The 15,941-nt window shown below is 46.5% G+C and carries 17 protein-coding genes and 1 tRNA gene; 10 read left to right on the plus strand and 8 right to left on the minus strand.

All coding sequences use genetic code 11. From position 1 onward, the window contains the following. Window positions 1-5: 5 nt before the first annotated feature. Entirely contained in the window at window positions 6-854 is an 849-nt protein-coding gene (locus ACMXYT_RS13765) for an alpha/beta fold hydrolase (RefSeq protein ID WP_415895125.1), read from the minus strand. 141 nt (window positions 855-995) lie between these two features. On the opposite strand from ACMXYT_RS13765, the gene ACMXYT_RS13770 reads away from it, so the two are divergent. Next, entirely contained in the window at window positions 996-2,294 is a 1,299-nt protein-coding gene (locus ACMXYT_RS13770) for an efflux RND transporter periplasmic adaptor subunit (protein WP_415904403.1), read from the plus strand. Further along, entirely contained in the window at window positions 2,287-5,460 is a 3,174-nt protein-coding gene (locus ACMXYT_RS13775; RefSeq protein WP_415911573.1) for an efflux RND transporter permease subunit, read from the plus strand. The genes ACMXYT_RS13770 and ACMXYT_RS13775 overlap by 8 nt, the downstream gene beginning before the upstream one ends. Here ACMXYT_RS13775 and ACMXYT_RS13780 read toward each other — a convergent pair. Next, window positions 5,453-5,800 (minus strand): PilZ domain-containing protein, encoded by a 348-nt coding sequence (locus ACMXYT_RS13780; RefSeq protein ID WP_415911574.1) that lies wholly within the window; start codon window positions 5,798-5,800, stop codon window positions 5,453-5,455. The two genes, ACMXYT_RS13775 and ACMXYT_RS13780, sit on opposite strands and share 8 nt — an antisense overlap. Window positions 5,801-6,029: 229 nt before the next feature. Between ACMXYT_RS13780 and dapC the strand changes: the two genes are divergently transcribed. The 7 genes from dapC (at window position 6,030) to ACMXYT_RS13815 (ending at window position 11,481) form a co-directional block, all read left to right on the plus strand. Then, entirely contained in the window at window positions 6,030-7,226 is a 1,197-nt protein-coding gene (gene dapC, locus ACMXYT_RS13785; protein ID WP_415911575.1) for a succinyldiaminopimelate transaminase, read from the plus strand. Window positions 7,227-7,246: 20 nt separating this feature from the next. Then, the gene (locus ACMXYT_RS13790; protein ID WP_415911576.1) at window positions 7,247-7,591 is read left to right on the plus strand and encodes an ArsC family reductase; all 345 of its coding nucleotides are present in this window, start codon (window positions 7,247-7,249) and stop codon (window positions 7,589-7,591) included. A 52-nt stretch (window positions 7,592-7,643) separates the two neighbouring features. Further along, window positions 7,644-8,675, plus strand: a complete 1,032-nt coding sequence (gene dapD, locus ACMXYT_RS13795) for a 2,3,4,5-tetrahydropyridine-2,6-dicarboxylate N-succinyltransferase (RefSeq protein ID WP_415911577.1) — start codon at window positions 7,644-7,646, stop codon at window positions 8,673-8,675. A 182-nt stretch (window positions 8,676-8,857) separates the two neighbouring features. Then, window positions 8,858-10,003, plus strand: a complete 1,146-nt coding sequence (gene dapE, locus ACMXYT_RS13800; RefSeq protein WP_415901981.1) for a succinyl-diaminopimelate desuccinylase — start codon at window positions 8,858-8,860, stop codon at window positions 10,001-10,003. 2 nt (window positions 10,004-10,005) lie between these two features. After that, window positions 10,006-10,836 (plus strand): putative RNA methyltransferase, encoded by an 831-nt coding sequence (locus ACMXYT_RS13805; protein WP_415911578.1) that lies wholly within the window; start codon window positions 10,006-10,008, stop codon window positions 10,834-10,836. After that, a complete protein-coding gene (locus tag ACMXYT_RS13810) occupies window positions 10,833-11,105 on the plus strand; it encodes a hypothetical protein (protein WP_415882345.1) in 273 nt (90 codons plus the stop codon). The genes ACMXYT_RS13805 and ACMXYT_RS13810 overlap by 4 nt, the downstream gene beginning before the upstream one ends. After that, window positions 11,098-11,481, plus strand: a complete 384-nt coding sequence (locus tag ACMXYT_RS13815) for a hypothetical protein (RefSeq protein ID WP_415882346.1) — start codon at window positions 11,098-11,100, stop codon at window positions 11,479-11,481. The genes ACMXYT_RS13810 and ACMXYT_RS13815 overlap by 8 nt, the downstream gene beginning before the upstream one ends. Before the next feature lie 21 nt (window positions 11,482-11,502). Here ACMXYT_RS13815 and ACMXYT_RS13820 read toward each other — a convergent pair whose 3' ends face one another. Beyond that, window positions 11,503-11,934: a hypothetical protein gene (locus ACMXYT_RS13820; RefSeq protein WP_415904409.1), complete on the minus strand. Its 432-nt coding sequence runs from the start codon at window positions 11,932-11,934 to the stop codon at window positions 11,503-11,505. 115 nt (window positions 11,935-12,049) lie between these two features. Between ACMXYT_RS13820 and greB the strand changes: the two genes are divergently transcribed. Next, window positions 12,050-12,562 (plus strand): transcription elongation factor GreB, encoded by a 513-nt coding sequence (greB, locus tag ACMXYT_RS13825; protein ID WP_415911579.1) that lies wholly within the window; start codon window positions 12,050-12,052, stop codon window positions 12,560-12,562. 8 nt (window positions 12,563-12,570) lie between these two features. On the opposite strand, the gene ACMXYT_RS13830 is transcribed toward greB, so the two are convergent. The 5 genes from ACMXYT_RS13830 to ACMXYT_RS13850 all read right to left on the minus strand — a co-directional run bounded on the left by ACMXYT_RS13830 (window position 12,571) and on the right by ACMXYT_RS13850 (window position 15,919). Continuing rightward, window positions 12,571-13,125 carry a GNAT family N-acetyltransferase gene (locus ACMXYT_RS13830; RefSeq protein WP_415911580.1) on the minus strand — a complete coding sequence of 185 codons (555 nt, stop codon included), beginning with the start codon at window positions 13,123-13,125 and terminating at the stop codon, window positions 12,571-12,573. Window positions 13,126-13,194: 69 nt separating this feature from the next. Next, a complete protein-coding gene (locus ACMXYT_RS13835; protein WP_415911581.1) occupies window positions 13,195-13,641 on the minus strand; it encodes a hypothetical protein in 447 nt (148 codons plus the stop codon). Window positions 13,642-13,710: 69 nt separating this feature from the next. Further along, window positions 13,711-14,136: a hypothetical protein gene (locus tag ACMXYT_RS13840; RefSeq protein WP_415911582.1), complete on the minus strand. Its 426-nt coding sequence runs from the start codon at window positions 14,134-14,136 to the stop codon at window positions 13,711-13,713. A 256-nt stretch (window positions 14,137-14,392) separates the two neighbouring features. Then, window positions 14,393-15,325 carry a diguanylate cyclase gene (locus ACMXYT_RS13845; protein WP_415911583.1) on the minus strand — a complete coding sequence of 311 codons (933 nt, stop codon included), beginning with the start codon at window positions 15,323-15,325 and terminating at the stop codon, window positions 14,393-14,395. A 518-nt stretch (window positions 15,326-15,843) separates the two neighbouring features. Then, a tRNA-Lys gene (locus ACMXYT_RS13850) sits at window positions 15,844-15,919 on the minus strand. Window positions 15,920-15,941 lie beyond the last annotated feature (22 nt).

Below are 15,941 nucleotides of genomic sequence, written 5' to 3' on the forward strand. Positions count from 1 at the left end.
TACGATTAATCTTTACGGTGTTCACGTAACCAGTTTTGTACTTGATGAATCTGCTCAGATTCCATCAAGGATGGCACGTGAGGGATACCCGGAATGGAGATTAGCTCTAGTTTATCGTTTGCCTGCATCTTACGCACGGTTTCTTCCTGCAAGACATCCGATTCTTCGCCCCAAATTAGTAACTGCGGGATATTAATCGCCGACCATACCGGCCATAAATCCACACTCTCTGATGAAGCATCCGCAGTAGCTTGCGCAATGGCGGGGTCGTAATGAAGATGATAAACCTCATTTTCATCCAAACGCGAACCATGCTTAGCAAGGTGGTGCCACTGTCGGTCAGTCAGATGCTTAAAGGATTCATAGGTATCGCGCATATAGGCTTCAACCTCAGAGAGAGACTGAAACTGCTTATCGCCAAGATACTCAGAGATACGTTTAAGGGAGCTTGCAGGCACAAACGCCCCTATATCATTGAGCACTAGATGCTTGATTGGCGAGTTAGGCAGAGCGGCTAAGCACATGCCGATAATCCCGCCCATAGAGGTACCGACCCAGTCCACTTTATCTACATTTAAACGCGCTAAAAGCGCTGTAATATCATTAAGATACTGAGGTATTCCATACACCTGCCCGGCAGGAAGCCATTCACTTTCACCACGCCCAACAATATCAGGACAGATCACACGATAATCGCGAGACAAAGCCAAGGCTAGCTCATCAAAGTCGCGGCTATTACGTGCTAAACCATGCACACAGACGATCACCCGATCGTTCTCTGCACTTCCCCATTCGTGATACACCATCTGATGAAATCCAACAGGGTTTAAACAACGTATGCTATCCGTATGCATAGGGCCTCCTGATTTAAGCAATTTCAATAAGTTAGCATGCACACTAAAATTGTAAAGAAACGCAACAATTACTGAACCTGTAGATCATATTCAGCTACTATGTTCCTAAGTCACATTTCCACCTGAGCAATGGAAAATAATATGAGCAGCACTACCTCATCTAGTTCATCTATTTGGATTAGGCGATTGATCCCTCTGATTATCTTTGCCTTCGCCTGCGGGGTCTTCTATTTCCTTAAAAGTACCAAACCTCAGGCTCCTTCGAAAAAGATCGAAGAGAAAGTATGGAGCGTAAAAACCATCTCGGCAGAACCCAGTATCCACCAGCCTAACCTCGTTCTATACGGCAAAGTCGAATCTCCACGCATGACCCATATCACCGCGGCTGTCACAGCTTTTGTCGAGGCGGTAGATACCGATGAAGGTAAAAACATCGCCTTGAATGAAGCACTCATTCAGCTCGACAGCAGTGATGCTCAACTGCTAGTCGCGCAACGCCAAGCTGATGTCGATAGTTTTAAAGCACAGATTGATGCCGAAAAAATACGTTATCAAACTGATCAGAAATCATTAGCGATTGAACAAAAGCTACAGCAATTAAGCCTTAAAGCAGTTACTCGCTACCAAAACCTGATCAAACGTAAAGTAAGCAGTCAGGATCAACTTGATAGTGCACGTAGTGCATACCACCAGCAGACCCTAGCAGTCACTCAACGGGAACAAGCCATTGCTGATCACCCCAACCGTTTAGCTCAGCTAGAGTCACAATTAAAACGCGCCACAAGCCTTTTAGATGCGGCAATATTGGACCTTGATCGCACCGCCATTAAGGCACCGTTTATAGGCCGGGTTGCACGCTTACATGTAGCGCCTGGGAATCGCGTTCGTGCCGGTGATCCACTGCTAGATCTATATAGTACCGATCGTTTAGAAGTGCGTGCTCAAATCCCTAATAGAGTATTAGCTAACCTTCGCAATCGAGAAATAAACTCCGTCATTCAAGCTACCGCTCAGTTGGATGGAGAGACGCTAAAGCTAGAACTTGATCGCATCGCTGCCGAAGTTGATGGTGGTCGTGCCGGTGTTGACGCCCTCTTCAAAATCACCGACAAGCAAAATGTGCCTGAACCTGGCCGCTCCTTAGCGATCGCCGTAGATCTACCTGCTGTAGAACAGACAATCGCGCTTCCACCTATGGCGCTTTATGGTTTAAACCGTATCTATCTGCTCAAAGATGGTCGTATGCAAGGACTCGACGTTGAACGTATTGGTGACAGTAGTGATCAACAAGGTAACCCTGTTGTGCTTATTCGCAGCCCTCAGCTTTTGAGTGGTGACCAGATCATTACAACTCAACTGCCGAATGCTATTTCTGGACTCAGAGTTAAAGACGTAAACGCGCCCGAGGTAGTCGCTGCAACTGGTGCGAAAGATGAATAACTACCAAGGCCCACTGCAGAACCTCACTGCTGTTTTCGCAAGTCATCGCGTTGCTGCCAATCTATTCATGCTGCTGATGATTTTGGCCGGTATTTGGGGCCTAAATAAACTCAACACACAGTTCTTCCCATCGTTCGAACGCGATGTGATTACAGTTTCCGTACCTTGGAGTGGCGCGGCTGCAGAGGATATTGAGAGTTCAATCGTATTGCCTGTTGAGGAATCGCTAAAATCCCTCACAGGCATCGAAACCTTATATTCAACTGCAATCCAAGGCTCAGCCTCGATTCGTATAGAGGTGGATGAAGACAGTGACGTTGATTACCTCTTAGATGAGGTAAAGCAGAAGATAGACAATGTCCGTAGCGAGCTACCCTCTGATATCAACGAGCCACTGGTACAACGTATCCTGCGCTATGAGCAGATCGCCAGCCTTATCCTTAGCTCTTCAAATGGCTCCATAGAAGAGCTTCGCCCTTTTGCACAGCGTTTTGAACAAGAGCTATTAGATCGAGGTATCAACAAAGTCGACTTTACCGGCTTACCGGAAAAACAGATTCAAATAGAACTACCGGCGGCCCAACTCAATGAGTTGGATATGACAATGATGCAGGTAGCCAATAGCATCCGCCTACGCAGTTTAGACCTGCCAGCAGGTACCGCCGCCAAGGGTGATGGTTCACGTCAGATCCGCAGTCTAAATCAGCAAAGAGATGTAGAAGGCTTCCGCCAACTGCCGATTATTACCGACAGTAATGGCCGATTAGTCAGACTTGGTGATATCGCTGATGTATCTCTAGGCACTAAAGACAATCAGGTTCTTTTAAAATACAAAGGCGAACCTGCGGTCATGATTCGCCTTCGTCGAACCGAAAATCAAGACACCCTAAAATCGGCGGATATTCTCAATAAATGGCTAGAGGAAACGCGTCCGACACTGCCATCAAACATCACTATGGTTACCTATGATGAGCGTTGGCAACCGGTTCAACAGCGTATCAATTTACTACTGAAAAACGGCTTAGGTGGCTTGATCCTAGTTATCGCCATTCTGTTTCTATTCCTAAATGCTCGCGTAGCGTTTTGGGTCACCATTGGTATCCCTGTCTCCTTTATGGCTACGCTAGCCATCCTTTATGGTATTGGCGGCACCATCAATATGATCAGCCTGTTTGGCTTGATCATGGCACTGGGGATAATCGTAGATGATGCTATTGTGGTCGGGGAAGACACGCTGACCCACGTGCAACGTGGCGAACCGGGTTTACAGGCCGCCATAGGCGGTGCGCATCGCATGCTGGCTCCGGTTATGGCCTCTTCCATGACGACCATCGCTGCCTTCTTGCCGCTACTTTTGATCGGTGGGCATATCGGCAGTATTCTTATCGATATCCCTACCGTGGTGATCTGTGTAATTCTGGCATCACTCGTTGAATGCTTCCTGATCTTGCCAGGGCACCTGCACCACAGCATCAAGAAAGCAGAGGACCTTCATCCGTCGAAGTTACGCATTCGTTTAGATGAAGGTTTTAACCGTTTTAAAGAGATCCACTTCCGTAAGCTAGTTAAATTCGCGATAAAATACCGCGGAGCAACCATTGCCAGCGCTTTTGCAGTTTTTATTATCGCCATAGGTTTGGTCTCTGGGGGACGAGTCAAGTTCACCTTTTTCCCAGCTGTTGAACGCGATGTAATGACCGCCAATGTTCAATTTGTTTCGGGTACTGACTTTGCAGAAGTTGAGCGCTTTGTTCAGCATCTGGACGAGACCTTAGCCGATGCCGATGAGGCCTTAGGCGGGGATAATATTAAAGTCGCTTTCCAGCGTTTGCGAAAAGCTTCTTTTTCCCGCACCACCTCATCAGGTAGCCGTGGTGATGAATTTGCATCGCTATTAGTAGAATTTAATCCGGGTGATTATCGTAAATATTCCACCTCTCAATTTAATAAAGAGTGGCGTAGCCGAATCCAAGTACCCGCAGGGGTAGAAAAATTTTCTATTGATGTCAGCACCAGCGGCCCACCTGGAAAGCCGATCGAGATAAAGCTATCTGGCACCGATATTCATGTACTTAAGCAAGCCTCTTTAGATCTTCAAGAGGTGCTAAAAGGCTATGTTGGCTTAAACAATATTGATGACGATCTCCCCTTCGGCAAATCGCAGCTGATCTACGCGCTAACACCTGCGGGGAAATCAGCAGGGATGACATTAGACAGCGTCGGCCGACAACTACGTACCGCCTTTGATGGTATGGAAGTGCAAAACTTCTATGATAATCGGGATGAAATTGAGGTCCGTATCCAACTGCCCAAAGAGGAACGCGATCGCCTTAGCAGCATAGAACAACTTCCAATCGTACTTCCTAACGGCGGTACAACACCGTTAAGCAATATTGTGACCTTTAGAGCACAACAAGGCTTAGATACTTTAACACGCGTGGATGGCAAACTTTCCATCAAAGTCACAGCTGATCTGGATGAAAGCGCAGCCAATGCTGATGAAATAATCGAAGACCTTAAAGCAGGCAAACTCGATAGCGTGTTAAGCCAATACGGCATCGAAGCCAGCTTTGAAGGTAAGAATAAGAGCCAACGTGAAACACTGGATGATATGAAGCTCGGGCTTCTCCTCGCCCTTGTTCTGATCTTTATAATTCTGGCTTGGGTTTTTGCTTCTTATAGTTGGCCAATTGCAGTGATGCTAGCTATCCCTCTAGGGCTGACCGGTGCGATCTTAGGCCATGGCATTATGGGCTTAAGTTTGACCATTCTGTCCCTATTCGGCTTCTTCGGCTTATCCGGTATCGTCATCAATGACTCTATCGTTTTGGTGACGTTCTATAAGCAATTAAGAAAACAGGGGCTGGCGATTGAAGAAGCAATAGAGGAAGCAGCCTGCCAACGTTTGCGTGCGGTACTGTTAACCTCGCTCACAACGATTGCAGGCCTAACACCGATTCTGTTTGAGACCTCCCTGCAAGCACAGTTCCTCATCCCAATGGCGGTATCCATCGTCTTTGGCTTGGCTTACGGCACATTGCTGATTCTTCTATTTGTGCCTGCAACATTGACCTATATCGAAAATATCCGTCAGTTTTTCGGTCTCAAAAGTCTAGATCTACCTGAAGAGCCTCGCAAAGAAACTAGCTCTCAAGTTACTAGTTAAGTTTGGATTTAATAAAGCTCTGCAAACTTTCCGCGGCTTGGTCATCAATACTCAAGATGGCTAAGCCGTAGCGCATACAATGCTGAGATTGGCGCTGGTTATAGACCACTCGGCATAAGCAATGTATCGGCTGATCATTTAGACCAAAATGGACATAAATCTCTAGGGGAGCTCCGACAATAGGCGGTTTCAACTGGTTCATATCAGGCCCACCTTCAACCAACATGCCCCCCAAACTGATGTTAATCAGAGCAACGTCGACCGAAACCCCATCTTGCGTGGAAAGCTCTGCAGGAATATTCGTATTGATACGCGGATATATTCGTCTTTCGGTAGTCATAAAACCCTACCTTTTTTGTGATATCCATCAGCATAGTTCGGTTTGATCATATCTTCATACCTATTCAGAGCCATAAACTGCCAAATACCGCCTAAAATCTACAAAAGGTTATATTTTAAGGCAAAAAATTAGGTCTTAATCCTAGTGCTGTTCTCAGGTATAATTTTGCGCCTAATTTTGCTTCATCTTTTCATTAGTGAGCCCCGACTTGGGCACTTAAAGGACCCGTATGAATCGCGATCTGAGTCTGTTACAGCCATACCCATTTGAAAAATTGACTGCGCTGAAAGCGGAAGTAACACCGCCTTCGGATAAAGAGCACATCGCACTTTCTATCGGCGAACCTAAACACCCGTCACCTCCATTCGTGGCGGAGTGCCTAATTAAAAACATGGACAAGCTGGCAAACTACCCTACAACTAAAGGTTTGCCAGAGCTACGCCAAGCAATTGCCGACTGGTGTACTCGTCGCTTTAGCCTGAATGAAAACACGCTAACGGCTGACGATCACGTGCTGCCTGTTAACGGTACACGTGAAGCGATCTTCGCTTTCACACAAGCAGCAGTTAACCGCGCGCCTGACGCATTAGTGGTATCTCCAAACCCGTTTTATCAGATCTATGAAGGTGCGGCGTACCTATCTGGCGCAGAGCCATATTACCTAAACTGCCTGCCAGAAAACGGTTTTATTCCTGATTACGACGCAGTACCAGAAGATGTGTGGCAGCGCTGCCAGCTATTATTCCTATGCTCCCCAAGCAACCCAACAGGTGCAGTAACTGATCTGGAAACATTGAAGAAGCTAATCGCGCTTTCTGACAAATACGATTTCATCGTTGCATCTGATGAATGTTACTCCGAGATCTACCTAGACGAAGAGAACGCGCCAGTAGGTCTTCTACAAGCATGCGCAGAGCTTGGCCGTGACGATTACAAAAACTGTATCGTTATGCACAGTCTGTCCAAGCGCTCTAACCTACCGGGTCTACGCTCAGGCTTTGTTGCAGGCGATGCAAAACTGCTACAACCGTTCCTGTCTTACCGTACATACCACGGTTGCTCTATGCCGATTCAGCATCAGCTAGCGTCTATTGCAGCATGGAACGATGAAGATCACGTACTCGATAACCGTGACCAGTACCGTCACAAGTTCGACAGCGTTATCCGTATCCTAGAGCCTGTAATGGAAGTTCAGCGCCCAGATGCGAGCTTCTACCTGTGGGTTAAAACACCGATTGCTGATGATAAGTTCGCACAAGGTTTGTTCGCCTCTCAAAACGTAACTGTACTTCCGGGTAGCTACCTATCTCGCGAAACCGATGGCACCCTTCCGGGTGCGGGTTTTGTACGCATGGCACTAGTTGCAACCGTTGAAGAGTGCGTAGAAGCAGCAAATCGTATCCGCGAATACGTCGAATCACTTTAAGGCCGGAGATTAATCCCCATATGATTACTATGTATGGCATTCCTAACTGCGACACAATCAAGAAAGCTAAAAAATGGCTGGAAGCGAACGGTGTAGATTACCAGTTCCACGATTACCGCAAAAACGGCCTAGAAGAAGCACAGTTGAAAGCTTGGATCGATGAGCTAGGTTGGGAACTACTGCTAAATAAGCGCGGTACTACATGGCGTCAGCAGCCAGACGAAGTAAAGAACAATATTAATGAAGCCTCTGCCATTGCGCTAATGCTGGAGCACCCAGCAATGATCAAGCGCCCCCTTCTGGATACCGGAAGTGAACGCAAAGTAGGTTTTAAAGATACAGAATACGCAGCGCTTTTCAGCTAAGCGCGCTGCAACAACGTAACGAATTTTAAATTTTATATTTCTGGAGAATATCATGGCGAATTTTGCATTCGGTTTGGGTGTAGGCACTAAGTCCTCTGCTGGCGAACTGCTAGAAGTTTATTACAACGCACCACTGCTGAACGCAGACGATGCGATGGTTAACGCTGTTGCTGAAAAAGTTGACTACACAGGTGGCAACGCTGCAATCGAAATCAAAGAAGCTCAGCTAAAAGATCTAGAAGCTGCATTCCTATCTGTAGGCGCTGAAGACCAAGCTGAGATCGTAGAGATCCTAGAAGGCACTCAACAGCCACTAGTACTGTGCATCCTTGAGTCTGACGAGAATCCAACAAGCACTGCAGAAGCTTACCTAAAGCTTTCTCTTCTTTCTCACCGTCTAGTTCAGCCACACGGTATCAACCTAACTGGTATCTTCGGTCTTCTACCAAACGTTGCTTGGACTAACGAAGGCGCTGTATCTCTAGACGACCTACCAAAGCGTCAGCTAGCTGCACGTGCTCAAGGCCGCATTCTAACAGTTAACTCTGTTGATAAGTTCCCGAAAATGACTGATTACGTTGTACCTGCTGGTATCCGTATCGGTGATGCTTCTCGTGTACGTCTAGGTGCTCACGTAGGTGAAGGCACTACTGTAATGCACGAAGGCTTCGTAAACTTCAACGCTGGTACACTTGGCGTAAGCATGATCGAAGGCCGTATCTCTGCAGGTGTTGTTGTAGGTAACGGTTCTGACCTAGGTGGTGGTTGCTCTACTATGGGTACACTATCTGGCGGTAACAACGTTGTGATCTCTGTTGGCGAAAACTGCCTACTAGGCGCAAACGCAGGTCTAGGTCTACCACTAGGCGATCGTTGTACGCTAGAAGCGGGTCTATACGTAACAGCTGGCTCTAAAGTAACGATCCTTGACGATCAGAACAACGAAGTTAGCACGGTTAAAGCTGCTGACCTTGCTGGCAAGCCAGACCTATTGTTCCGTCGTAACTCTCAGAACGGTCGCATCGAAGTTAAGACTAACAAGTCTGCGATTGAGTTGAACGAAGAGCTACACAAGCACAACTAAAAGCTGGCTCTAAGCTATTGCGCTTGCTTATTCAGCGTTGGAGCTTAGTTCGGAATGCTCATTTACTACATGTAAACTCTGCTTCCTCACTAAGCTCCGCCTCGACTAAGCAGCACTCATAACGCTTAGCTTCCAGCTTTAGCCTTTCTCCATATCACGCGTCATCCTAACGGAACCTCACTATGACTCAGCACCTCTCTCCAACAATTGAATTGGCCAAAGACCTAATCAGCCGCCGCTCTGTAACACCTGAAGACGCAGGCTGTCAGGATCTCATGATTGAACGCTTAGAGGCCCTAGGCTTCAAAATTGAGCGCCTTCAATTTGAAGAGGTATCTAACTTCTGGGCTCGCCGTGGCGATTCTGGTCCAGTTTTCTGCTTTGCAGGTCATACTGACGTTGTTCCTTCTGGCCCTGAAGAGCGCTGGGAGTTCCCACCATTCGAAGCGCATATCGAACAAGGTATGCTTTGCGGTCGTGGCGCAGCGGATATGAAAGGCAGCCTAGCGGCATTCATTACAGCACTAGAGCGTTTTGTAGAACACCACCCAGATCACGATGGCTCTATCGCGCTACTGATCACCAGTGACGAAGAAGGCCCATGGGTGAATGGTACGACTCGTGTAGTTGATCATCTTGAAGCACGTAACGAAAAGATCACTTGGTGTATCGTTGGCGAACCATCAAGTACTGAACACGTAGGCGATGTTATTAAAAACGGTCGTCGCGGCTCCCTTGGCGGTGCACTGACTATTCGCGGTGTTCAAGGTCACGTTGCCTACCCACACCTAGTAAAAAATCCAATTCACATGGCTGCACCTGCATTGGCAGAACTAGCGGCTGAAGTTTGGGATGAAGGTAACGATTTCTTCCCACCAACAAGCTTCCAGATCTCTAATATCAATGGGGGTACAGGCGTAACTAACGTTGTACCAGGTCATGTGGATATTATGTTCAACTTCCGCTTCTCTACCGAAGTAACGGCGGATGAACTAAAAACCCGTGTTCGCGATATCCTAGACAAGCACAATCTAGAGTGGGATATCGACTGGACGCTTTCTGGCAACCCATTCCTAACCGCTGAAGGCGATCTAGTTGAAGCATGCCAGCAATCGATCAAAGCTATTACAGGTCAGGACACTGAACTATCCACGTCTGGTGGTACTTCTGATGGCCGCTTTATCGCACCAACAGGCGCACAGGTGGTTGAGCTTGGCCCAATCAATGCGACTATCCACAAAGTGAACGAGCGCATCAGCTGCAAAGATCTAGATACCCTATCTGATCTTTACGAGAACGTTATGGCTCGCCTGCTGGTTAAGGACTAGTAATGCAACTCACTTGCCCTGTTTGTAAATCCTTGCTGGTACAGCAGGGCAAAAATATGCGCTGCGATAACAACCACAGTTTTGATGCAGCGCGGCAGGGCTATTGGAATCTATTATTGGCCCACAAAAAGCGCTCTAAAGATCCGGGTGACAATACAGAGATGGTACAAGCCCGCCGTCAGTTTTTAGATGGCGGCCACTACCAAGCACTCTCCGACCAGATCAATCAGCTTGCTTTAGACGAAATAAAAGGCACAGAGAACGCTCGCATTCTAGATATGGGCTGCGGTGAAGGTTACTACACAGACCGCCTCCACCAGCATCTGCTAGCCAACGGCCAATCTGTGGAGCTCACTGGCTTAGATATCTCCAAGCATGCGGTAAAAGCTGCTTGTGCTCGAACCAAAGAGATTCAATGGTTAGTCGCTTCTGGTGCTGATACACCAGTACCGAATCAGTCGCTCGACCTACAACTGGTGCTCTTCAGCCGCTTAATGCCTGAAGCACTGGCTAAGCCCATGAAAGTCGGCAGCAGTTTAATTGTTGCTTGGCCCGGTGCCGATCATCTGATCGAACTACGCAAACTGATCTACAGCGAGATTAGAGAGAGCCACTTCAATCCGGTTGATACGCTAAAAGAGCAGTTTGAGCTATCTAAACAAGTAACAGTGAACTACCAATTTTCACTCAATAGCTCAGAGCAGATCAGCACTTTATTGGCGATGACCCCGCACGGCCAGCGTCTCAAAGCTGAAGCCCAACAAAAAATCATCGACCAAGAACAGCTAGATCTCACCCTAGATGTGAATTTGGGCGTATTTACCCGCTTATGAAGCAAACCCTGAAACGCTGGCTAAAACATAGAGCCGACAACCCTCGCCAAAATTTAGTGATCTTTGGCATCGGCTTTGTTGCCTTCTTTGTCGGCGTACTTATCCTAGGCGCTGCCGAATTTGCATTGAAAAGCTCAGTAGCTCAAGAGATTCTTGCCCTGATTGGCTTGATCATCATAGTGGCAGGGATCATACTGGCGGCCATAGGTTATCTTAGCCTCAGCGTACTACGTATCATCCGTTTTATTAGCGACGACAAAAATGACTGACACCCGACACCCTGATATCGAAATCTACGTAAAGAATCGCTCTTTTGATTCAATCACTAATTGGCTTCAGTCACATGCAGACCAAATGGATATCATCTCCTCTAAAGGCAATATCCACGAGCTGAACCTTCGCTTCGGTGATCACTCCGTACCCGTCATGATCCACGAAAAAGTGGCCGGCAAAGCATGGGCTAGCGTATGGCTGAAATCAGATAAGAGCCCTTGGGCGCAAGACCTAGACTGCGCACATGCGGCATCCTCTGAGATGGACACACAAGTTCGAAGCATTGCTGGCGGCTGGAACGACGGCGATGATCCAGATGAATATTGGAAAGTAGAAGCGGGCGAAGCAGAAAAGATTCAGTGGCGTACTTAAACACCTGAATTAGTGACTAAATTAAGCTGCCGTACGGATCTGTGAACGGGAGCTTTCAATCTCATCGATCATCAACTGACCGGTCGACATCAACGCAACCTTAGCGTACTCATCTGACGATAATTGCTGCTGACGTGGCGTATTGCTATGGCTATGTAGATAGCCATTCACATAGGCAAAATCACCCACTAAACCGTCATGCACGGCCATATTCAATCGCTCTACAACCTGACTATCATGTAACTCATTTGGATCAGGGTATTTGGACTGGGTTTCCGGTAAACGAAACTCTGCATCCGACGCAGCAGGCACAGCATCTGGCTTCATCAACTGCTGGTTAGAATGAATCAAACTCAGCAGCATAGAGAACTGCGCACCACTACCACTCTGAACCGCTTGGCTCAGATTGGAGGTATAGCCCTCTATTCGAGTTTGAATCTGTTCTGTACGCATAAAGCCTATCTACAACCGGAATTAACAATCTAGTGTTGAAACTAGTGACGACTGTATCGGCAAAACGCTAAACTTCTTTACTGAAAATCACAGAAAAAATTAGAGAAAAACCACCATGGGAAGATGGCGCCCACCACAACCTCGCAGTTCTAAATACATTACAGCCGAAGGCTATAAAGAGCTGAACGACGAGCTGAAATATCTTTGGAAGGTAAAACGTCCTGAAATTACCCAATCGGTAAAGGAAGCTGCCGCTCAAGGGGACCGCTCCGAGAACGCAGAATATATCTACGGCAAAAAGCAGCTGCGCGAAATTGACCGCCGCGTTCGTTACCTTTCCAAACGCTTAGAAGATATGGTGGTAGTAGACCGCGCTCCAGCACCAGATAAACGCGATACCGTATTTTTCGGTGCTTGGGTTACGCTGTTAGATGAAGACGATGAAGAAAAACGCCACCGTATCGTCGGCCCTGATGAGATAGGCGCAGGCTCTGATTACATCTCTATGGATTCCCCCCTTGCAAAGTTATTGCTGAAAAAGCAGCTTGGCGAAGAAGTCTGTTTACAGAAACCTGATGGCAGCGAAGTTTGGTACGAGATAACTAAGATCGAGTACGCTTCATCTTGATCTAAAGCCTAAAGCGGCTCAGCCCACTCATCGCGCGTGATTTTAAACAATACGTGTTCGTACAGTGGGCTTTCCGATGGCACAGCAGGATGGTTGAAGTTTTCCCCTGTGTCCCGCAGACCCAAACGTGTCATTACCGCCTGAGAACGTAAGTTAGACACCGACGTAAACGACACCACCTCAGCAAGCTCCAACTCGACAAACGCAAACTCCAGCGCCTTCTTAGCCGCCTCAGTCGCGTAGCCCTTACTCCAAAACGCTTTACTCAACCGCCAGCCCACCTCAACACAAGGCGTAAAAGGCAGCTCTGTCAAAGGGCTATTCAAACCAACAAAGCCAATAAACTGGCCAGAAGCCTTCTCCTCAACAGCCCATAAACCCCAACCATTTACATCAATACGACGCTGCAGTTCAGTCGCCAATGCATCACTCTCCTCACGAGAAAGCGTACTTGGGAAATACCCCATCACATCAAAGTCGGAATTGATTTGCTCGAAGAATGGTTGGGCATCAGTATCTCGCCAAGAGCGCAGAAGAAGTCGTTCGGTAGATAGGATTTTCATGGTTACTTATGGTTTAAGAAAGCTAAGAAAATTTAGGATATCAGCTTACGGCACTTAGCGGTCATCAGATCAATTTAGGCTCTTGTAGTAGTAAAACTCTAACTTGCCATCTTCACTAAACCCACTTCTCAATATGCCCGAATACTCAATAGTTTTTGAGTTATAAACTCTTTTCCTGATTTCGCTTTCAATGGGATAATCGCTAAAAGAGACTGTTGAATTGGGGCCACATTTAATGAGATAAGTATCTATTCCCAACTGCACATTCTTAGCATCAGGATTTACTTTTACTTCTAAAATACCACCCCAGTTACTTTGAGCTCTTAAGTGGTCGGTTACAGTGATGATACGTGTTAATGAATCAGAGCTTATATCTTTAAGAAAGCGATCCAGCCATTTAGCATCGTCTTCGCAACTGCTCGTATAAGGAAGGTAGTGAGCTTCATAAGCTTGCTCATCGCTACATCCAATGGCAAGTAAGCTAAAAATAATGATTAATACCTTCTTAAAATACATAAAACCTTTTCCTCTATGAAAGGCTAATACAAAGTCACCTACCGACACTATTCAGACATTTTCATGTCATCATTCTGCATAATCAAATACTACCGAGTGAAGATCTTTGCTATTCGTATATAGAAATACATAGTTTTCATCATCACGTAGGACTGTAATAAAAACCTCTTCACCAAATGGCTCAGCTTTATATCTATCGATACGGTAGCGCGCACACTGAGTTTCACTTATTACTTCAAGCGTTTTAGATAGTTCAATGAACTCTTTAAAGAAGTAATCCGTAATGAGGCCATACTCTATTGAGTCTTTATGATTCCCATGTGCTCGGATGATAGATTCTGTTTTTCCCGTCTTGGAGATTTTAAACCCTGCTGGGAGATTAAATGCAAGACTTCCAGTTTGAACTCGAACGTAATCATGACCACCAGAGTATGGCAGAAAAGGTAAACAAGAAGCTTGAAGATGGGTGGTTAACAAGGAAAAGATTATCAGCAAACCATATTTCATTATCTCAGAAGCTCTACCTTGCTCTTATGCTGATTGATAATTCATGTGTCCAACTATGTATCAAGCAAACCATCTTGGCAATATTTGAGATGTCCGCTAATGGCACAAAGCAGAAGCTACAACCACACCAACGCTTTTTTCTAGGCGCAGCCGTCCTCTATCCACGCAGTGGCGTCCTTTCCTAGCAACTAGCAACTAGCAACTAGCAACTAGCAACTAGCAACTAGCAACTAGCAACTAAAACCTAGCCACTCTTATCCTGATACATCCGACTATCAGCCTGCTCCAGCCAATATTCAATCGCCTGATTACCCTGCAGCATCACACTACCAATACTGACACTTAGCTGATTTTCCTTAAGCCCCTGGCTAATTCGCTCAGCGATTTTATCTAAGTCGGCCTGCGTCTCAGCAGCAGCGAGCACGACGAACTCATCACCAGACATACGCGCAGAGATATCATTTTCTCTGATAGCGCCTCGGATAGCTTCTGCAAGGCGTTTAAGCGCCTGATCGCCCGAACTATGACCCTGTTGATCATTTATCCCTTTAAGATCATCTAGATCCAAATAGAGCAAACCTAGAGCCATTCCAGTGCGTTTAGCAAGTACCGAATAATGCGTAGCGACAGACATAAATCCACGACGGTTATAGAGCCCTGTTAGCTCATCTGTCATTGCCAGGTTGGAAATCTCTTCATACTGAGAAAGGAGACGCAGATCAGCCTCGATCAGATCTCTAAACTCACTCACCAAATCGATGTATTCAGCGCGGTAATCGGTGGATTCAAAATCCATAACACAGATGGTTCCAAACGGCTCACCCGATGGCCACTGCACCGGCAAACCTAGGTAGGAGCTAAAACCATCATTAGCAACTTCGGGGTTGGTATCCCAGGCAGAATCCTCTTGAGCATTTTTGACATATAGCTCATGCCCTTCTTGAACTACTTTTTTACAAAATATATTGGTGTCCGGCGTAATCTCTACCCCTGCAGGGTATGGATTCGATTCCTGATCGCTGGCAATCACTACCTGATAGCCTTTTGGGCGATACTGAACAATAAAGCCCGCAGGAGCCTGAAAGATACGCGCCATCACATCCACTGTTTTCTGCCACTTATCCAATGGCACCAGATCATCCTTTTCCTCGATTACCCACTGGTCGGGATGCAACATAAAACCCTCTAAAGAAACAGCTGTATAAAAACCACTCACTAACTTTAGCAGTTATTCAAGAAATAGAGTCAGAGCTGGATCAATAGTTCAGTAAATTTAGGATCAGAGGCTAGTGGCTAGTGGCTAGTGGCTAGTGACTATACAAGATTTTACGTTTGCGCAGGAATAGCTAATAAAGGTTTTTCAACAACTAGCGAGCAAAGCGATCTCTAGGCACAACCGTCCTCTAGCAGCGCAGCTGCGTCCTCTAGCCACGAAGTGGCGTCCTAAACGGCGAAGCCGTGCTGAATCTAAGGCATAAAAAAACCAGCTCAAGGCTGGATTCTTAAAGTGGTGGGTCGTATAGGATTACTAATGCCCTTCAGGCCAGCGTCGCAAGCTCCCTTTTATTTAAGGGAATAGTTCTCTACAGGCTTCGCCTTCCGAATCGAACCTTTAACGGTTCTCATCCTATACGACAGAAAGGCGAAACTATCTTGCTTATAGCAAGTGAAAAACTAAGTACAAATTAAGGAAAGTGGTGGGTCGTATAGGATTCGAACCTATGACCAATTGGTTAAAAGCCAACTGCTCTACCGACTGAGCTAACGACCCACATAAAATTGCGAAAGAATTT

Origin of the sequence: Neptuniibacter sp. QD37_11 (assembly GCF_047778105.1) — a bacterium.
In the GTDB taxonomy this organism is placed as follows: Bacteria; Pseudomonadota; Gammaproteobacteria; order Pseudomonadales; family Balneatricaceae; genus Neptuniibacter.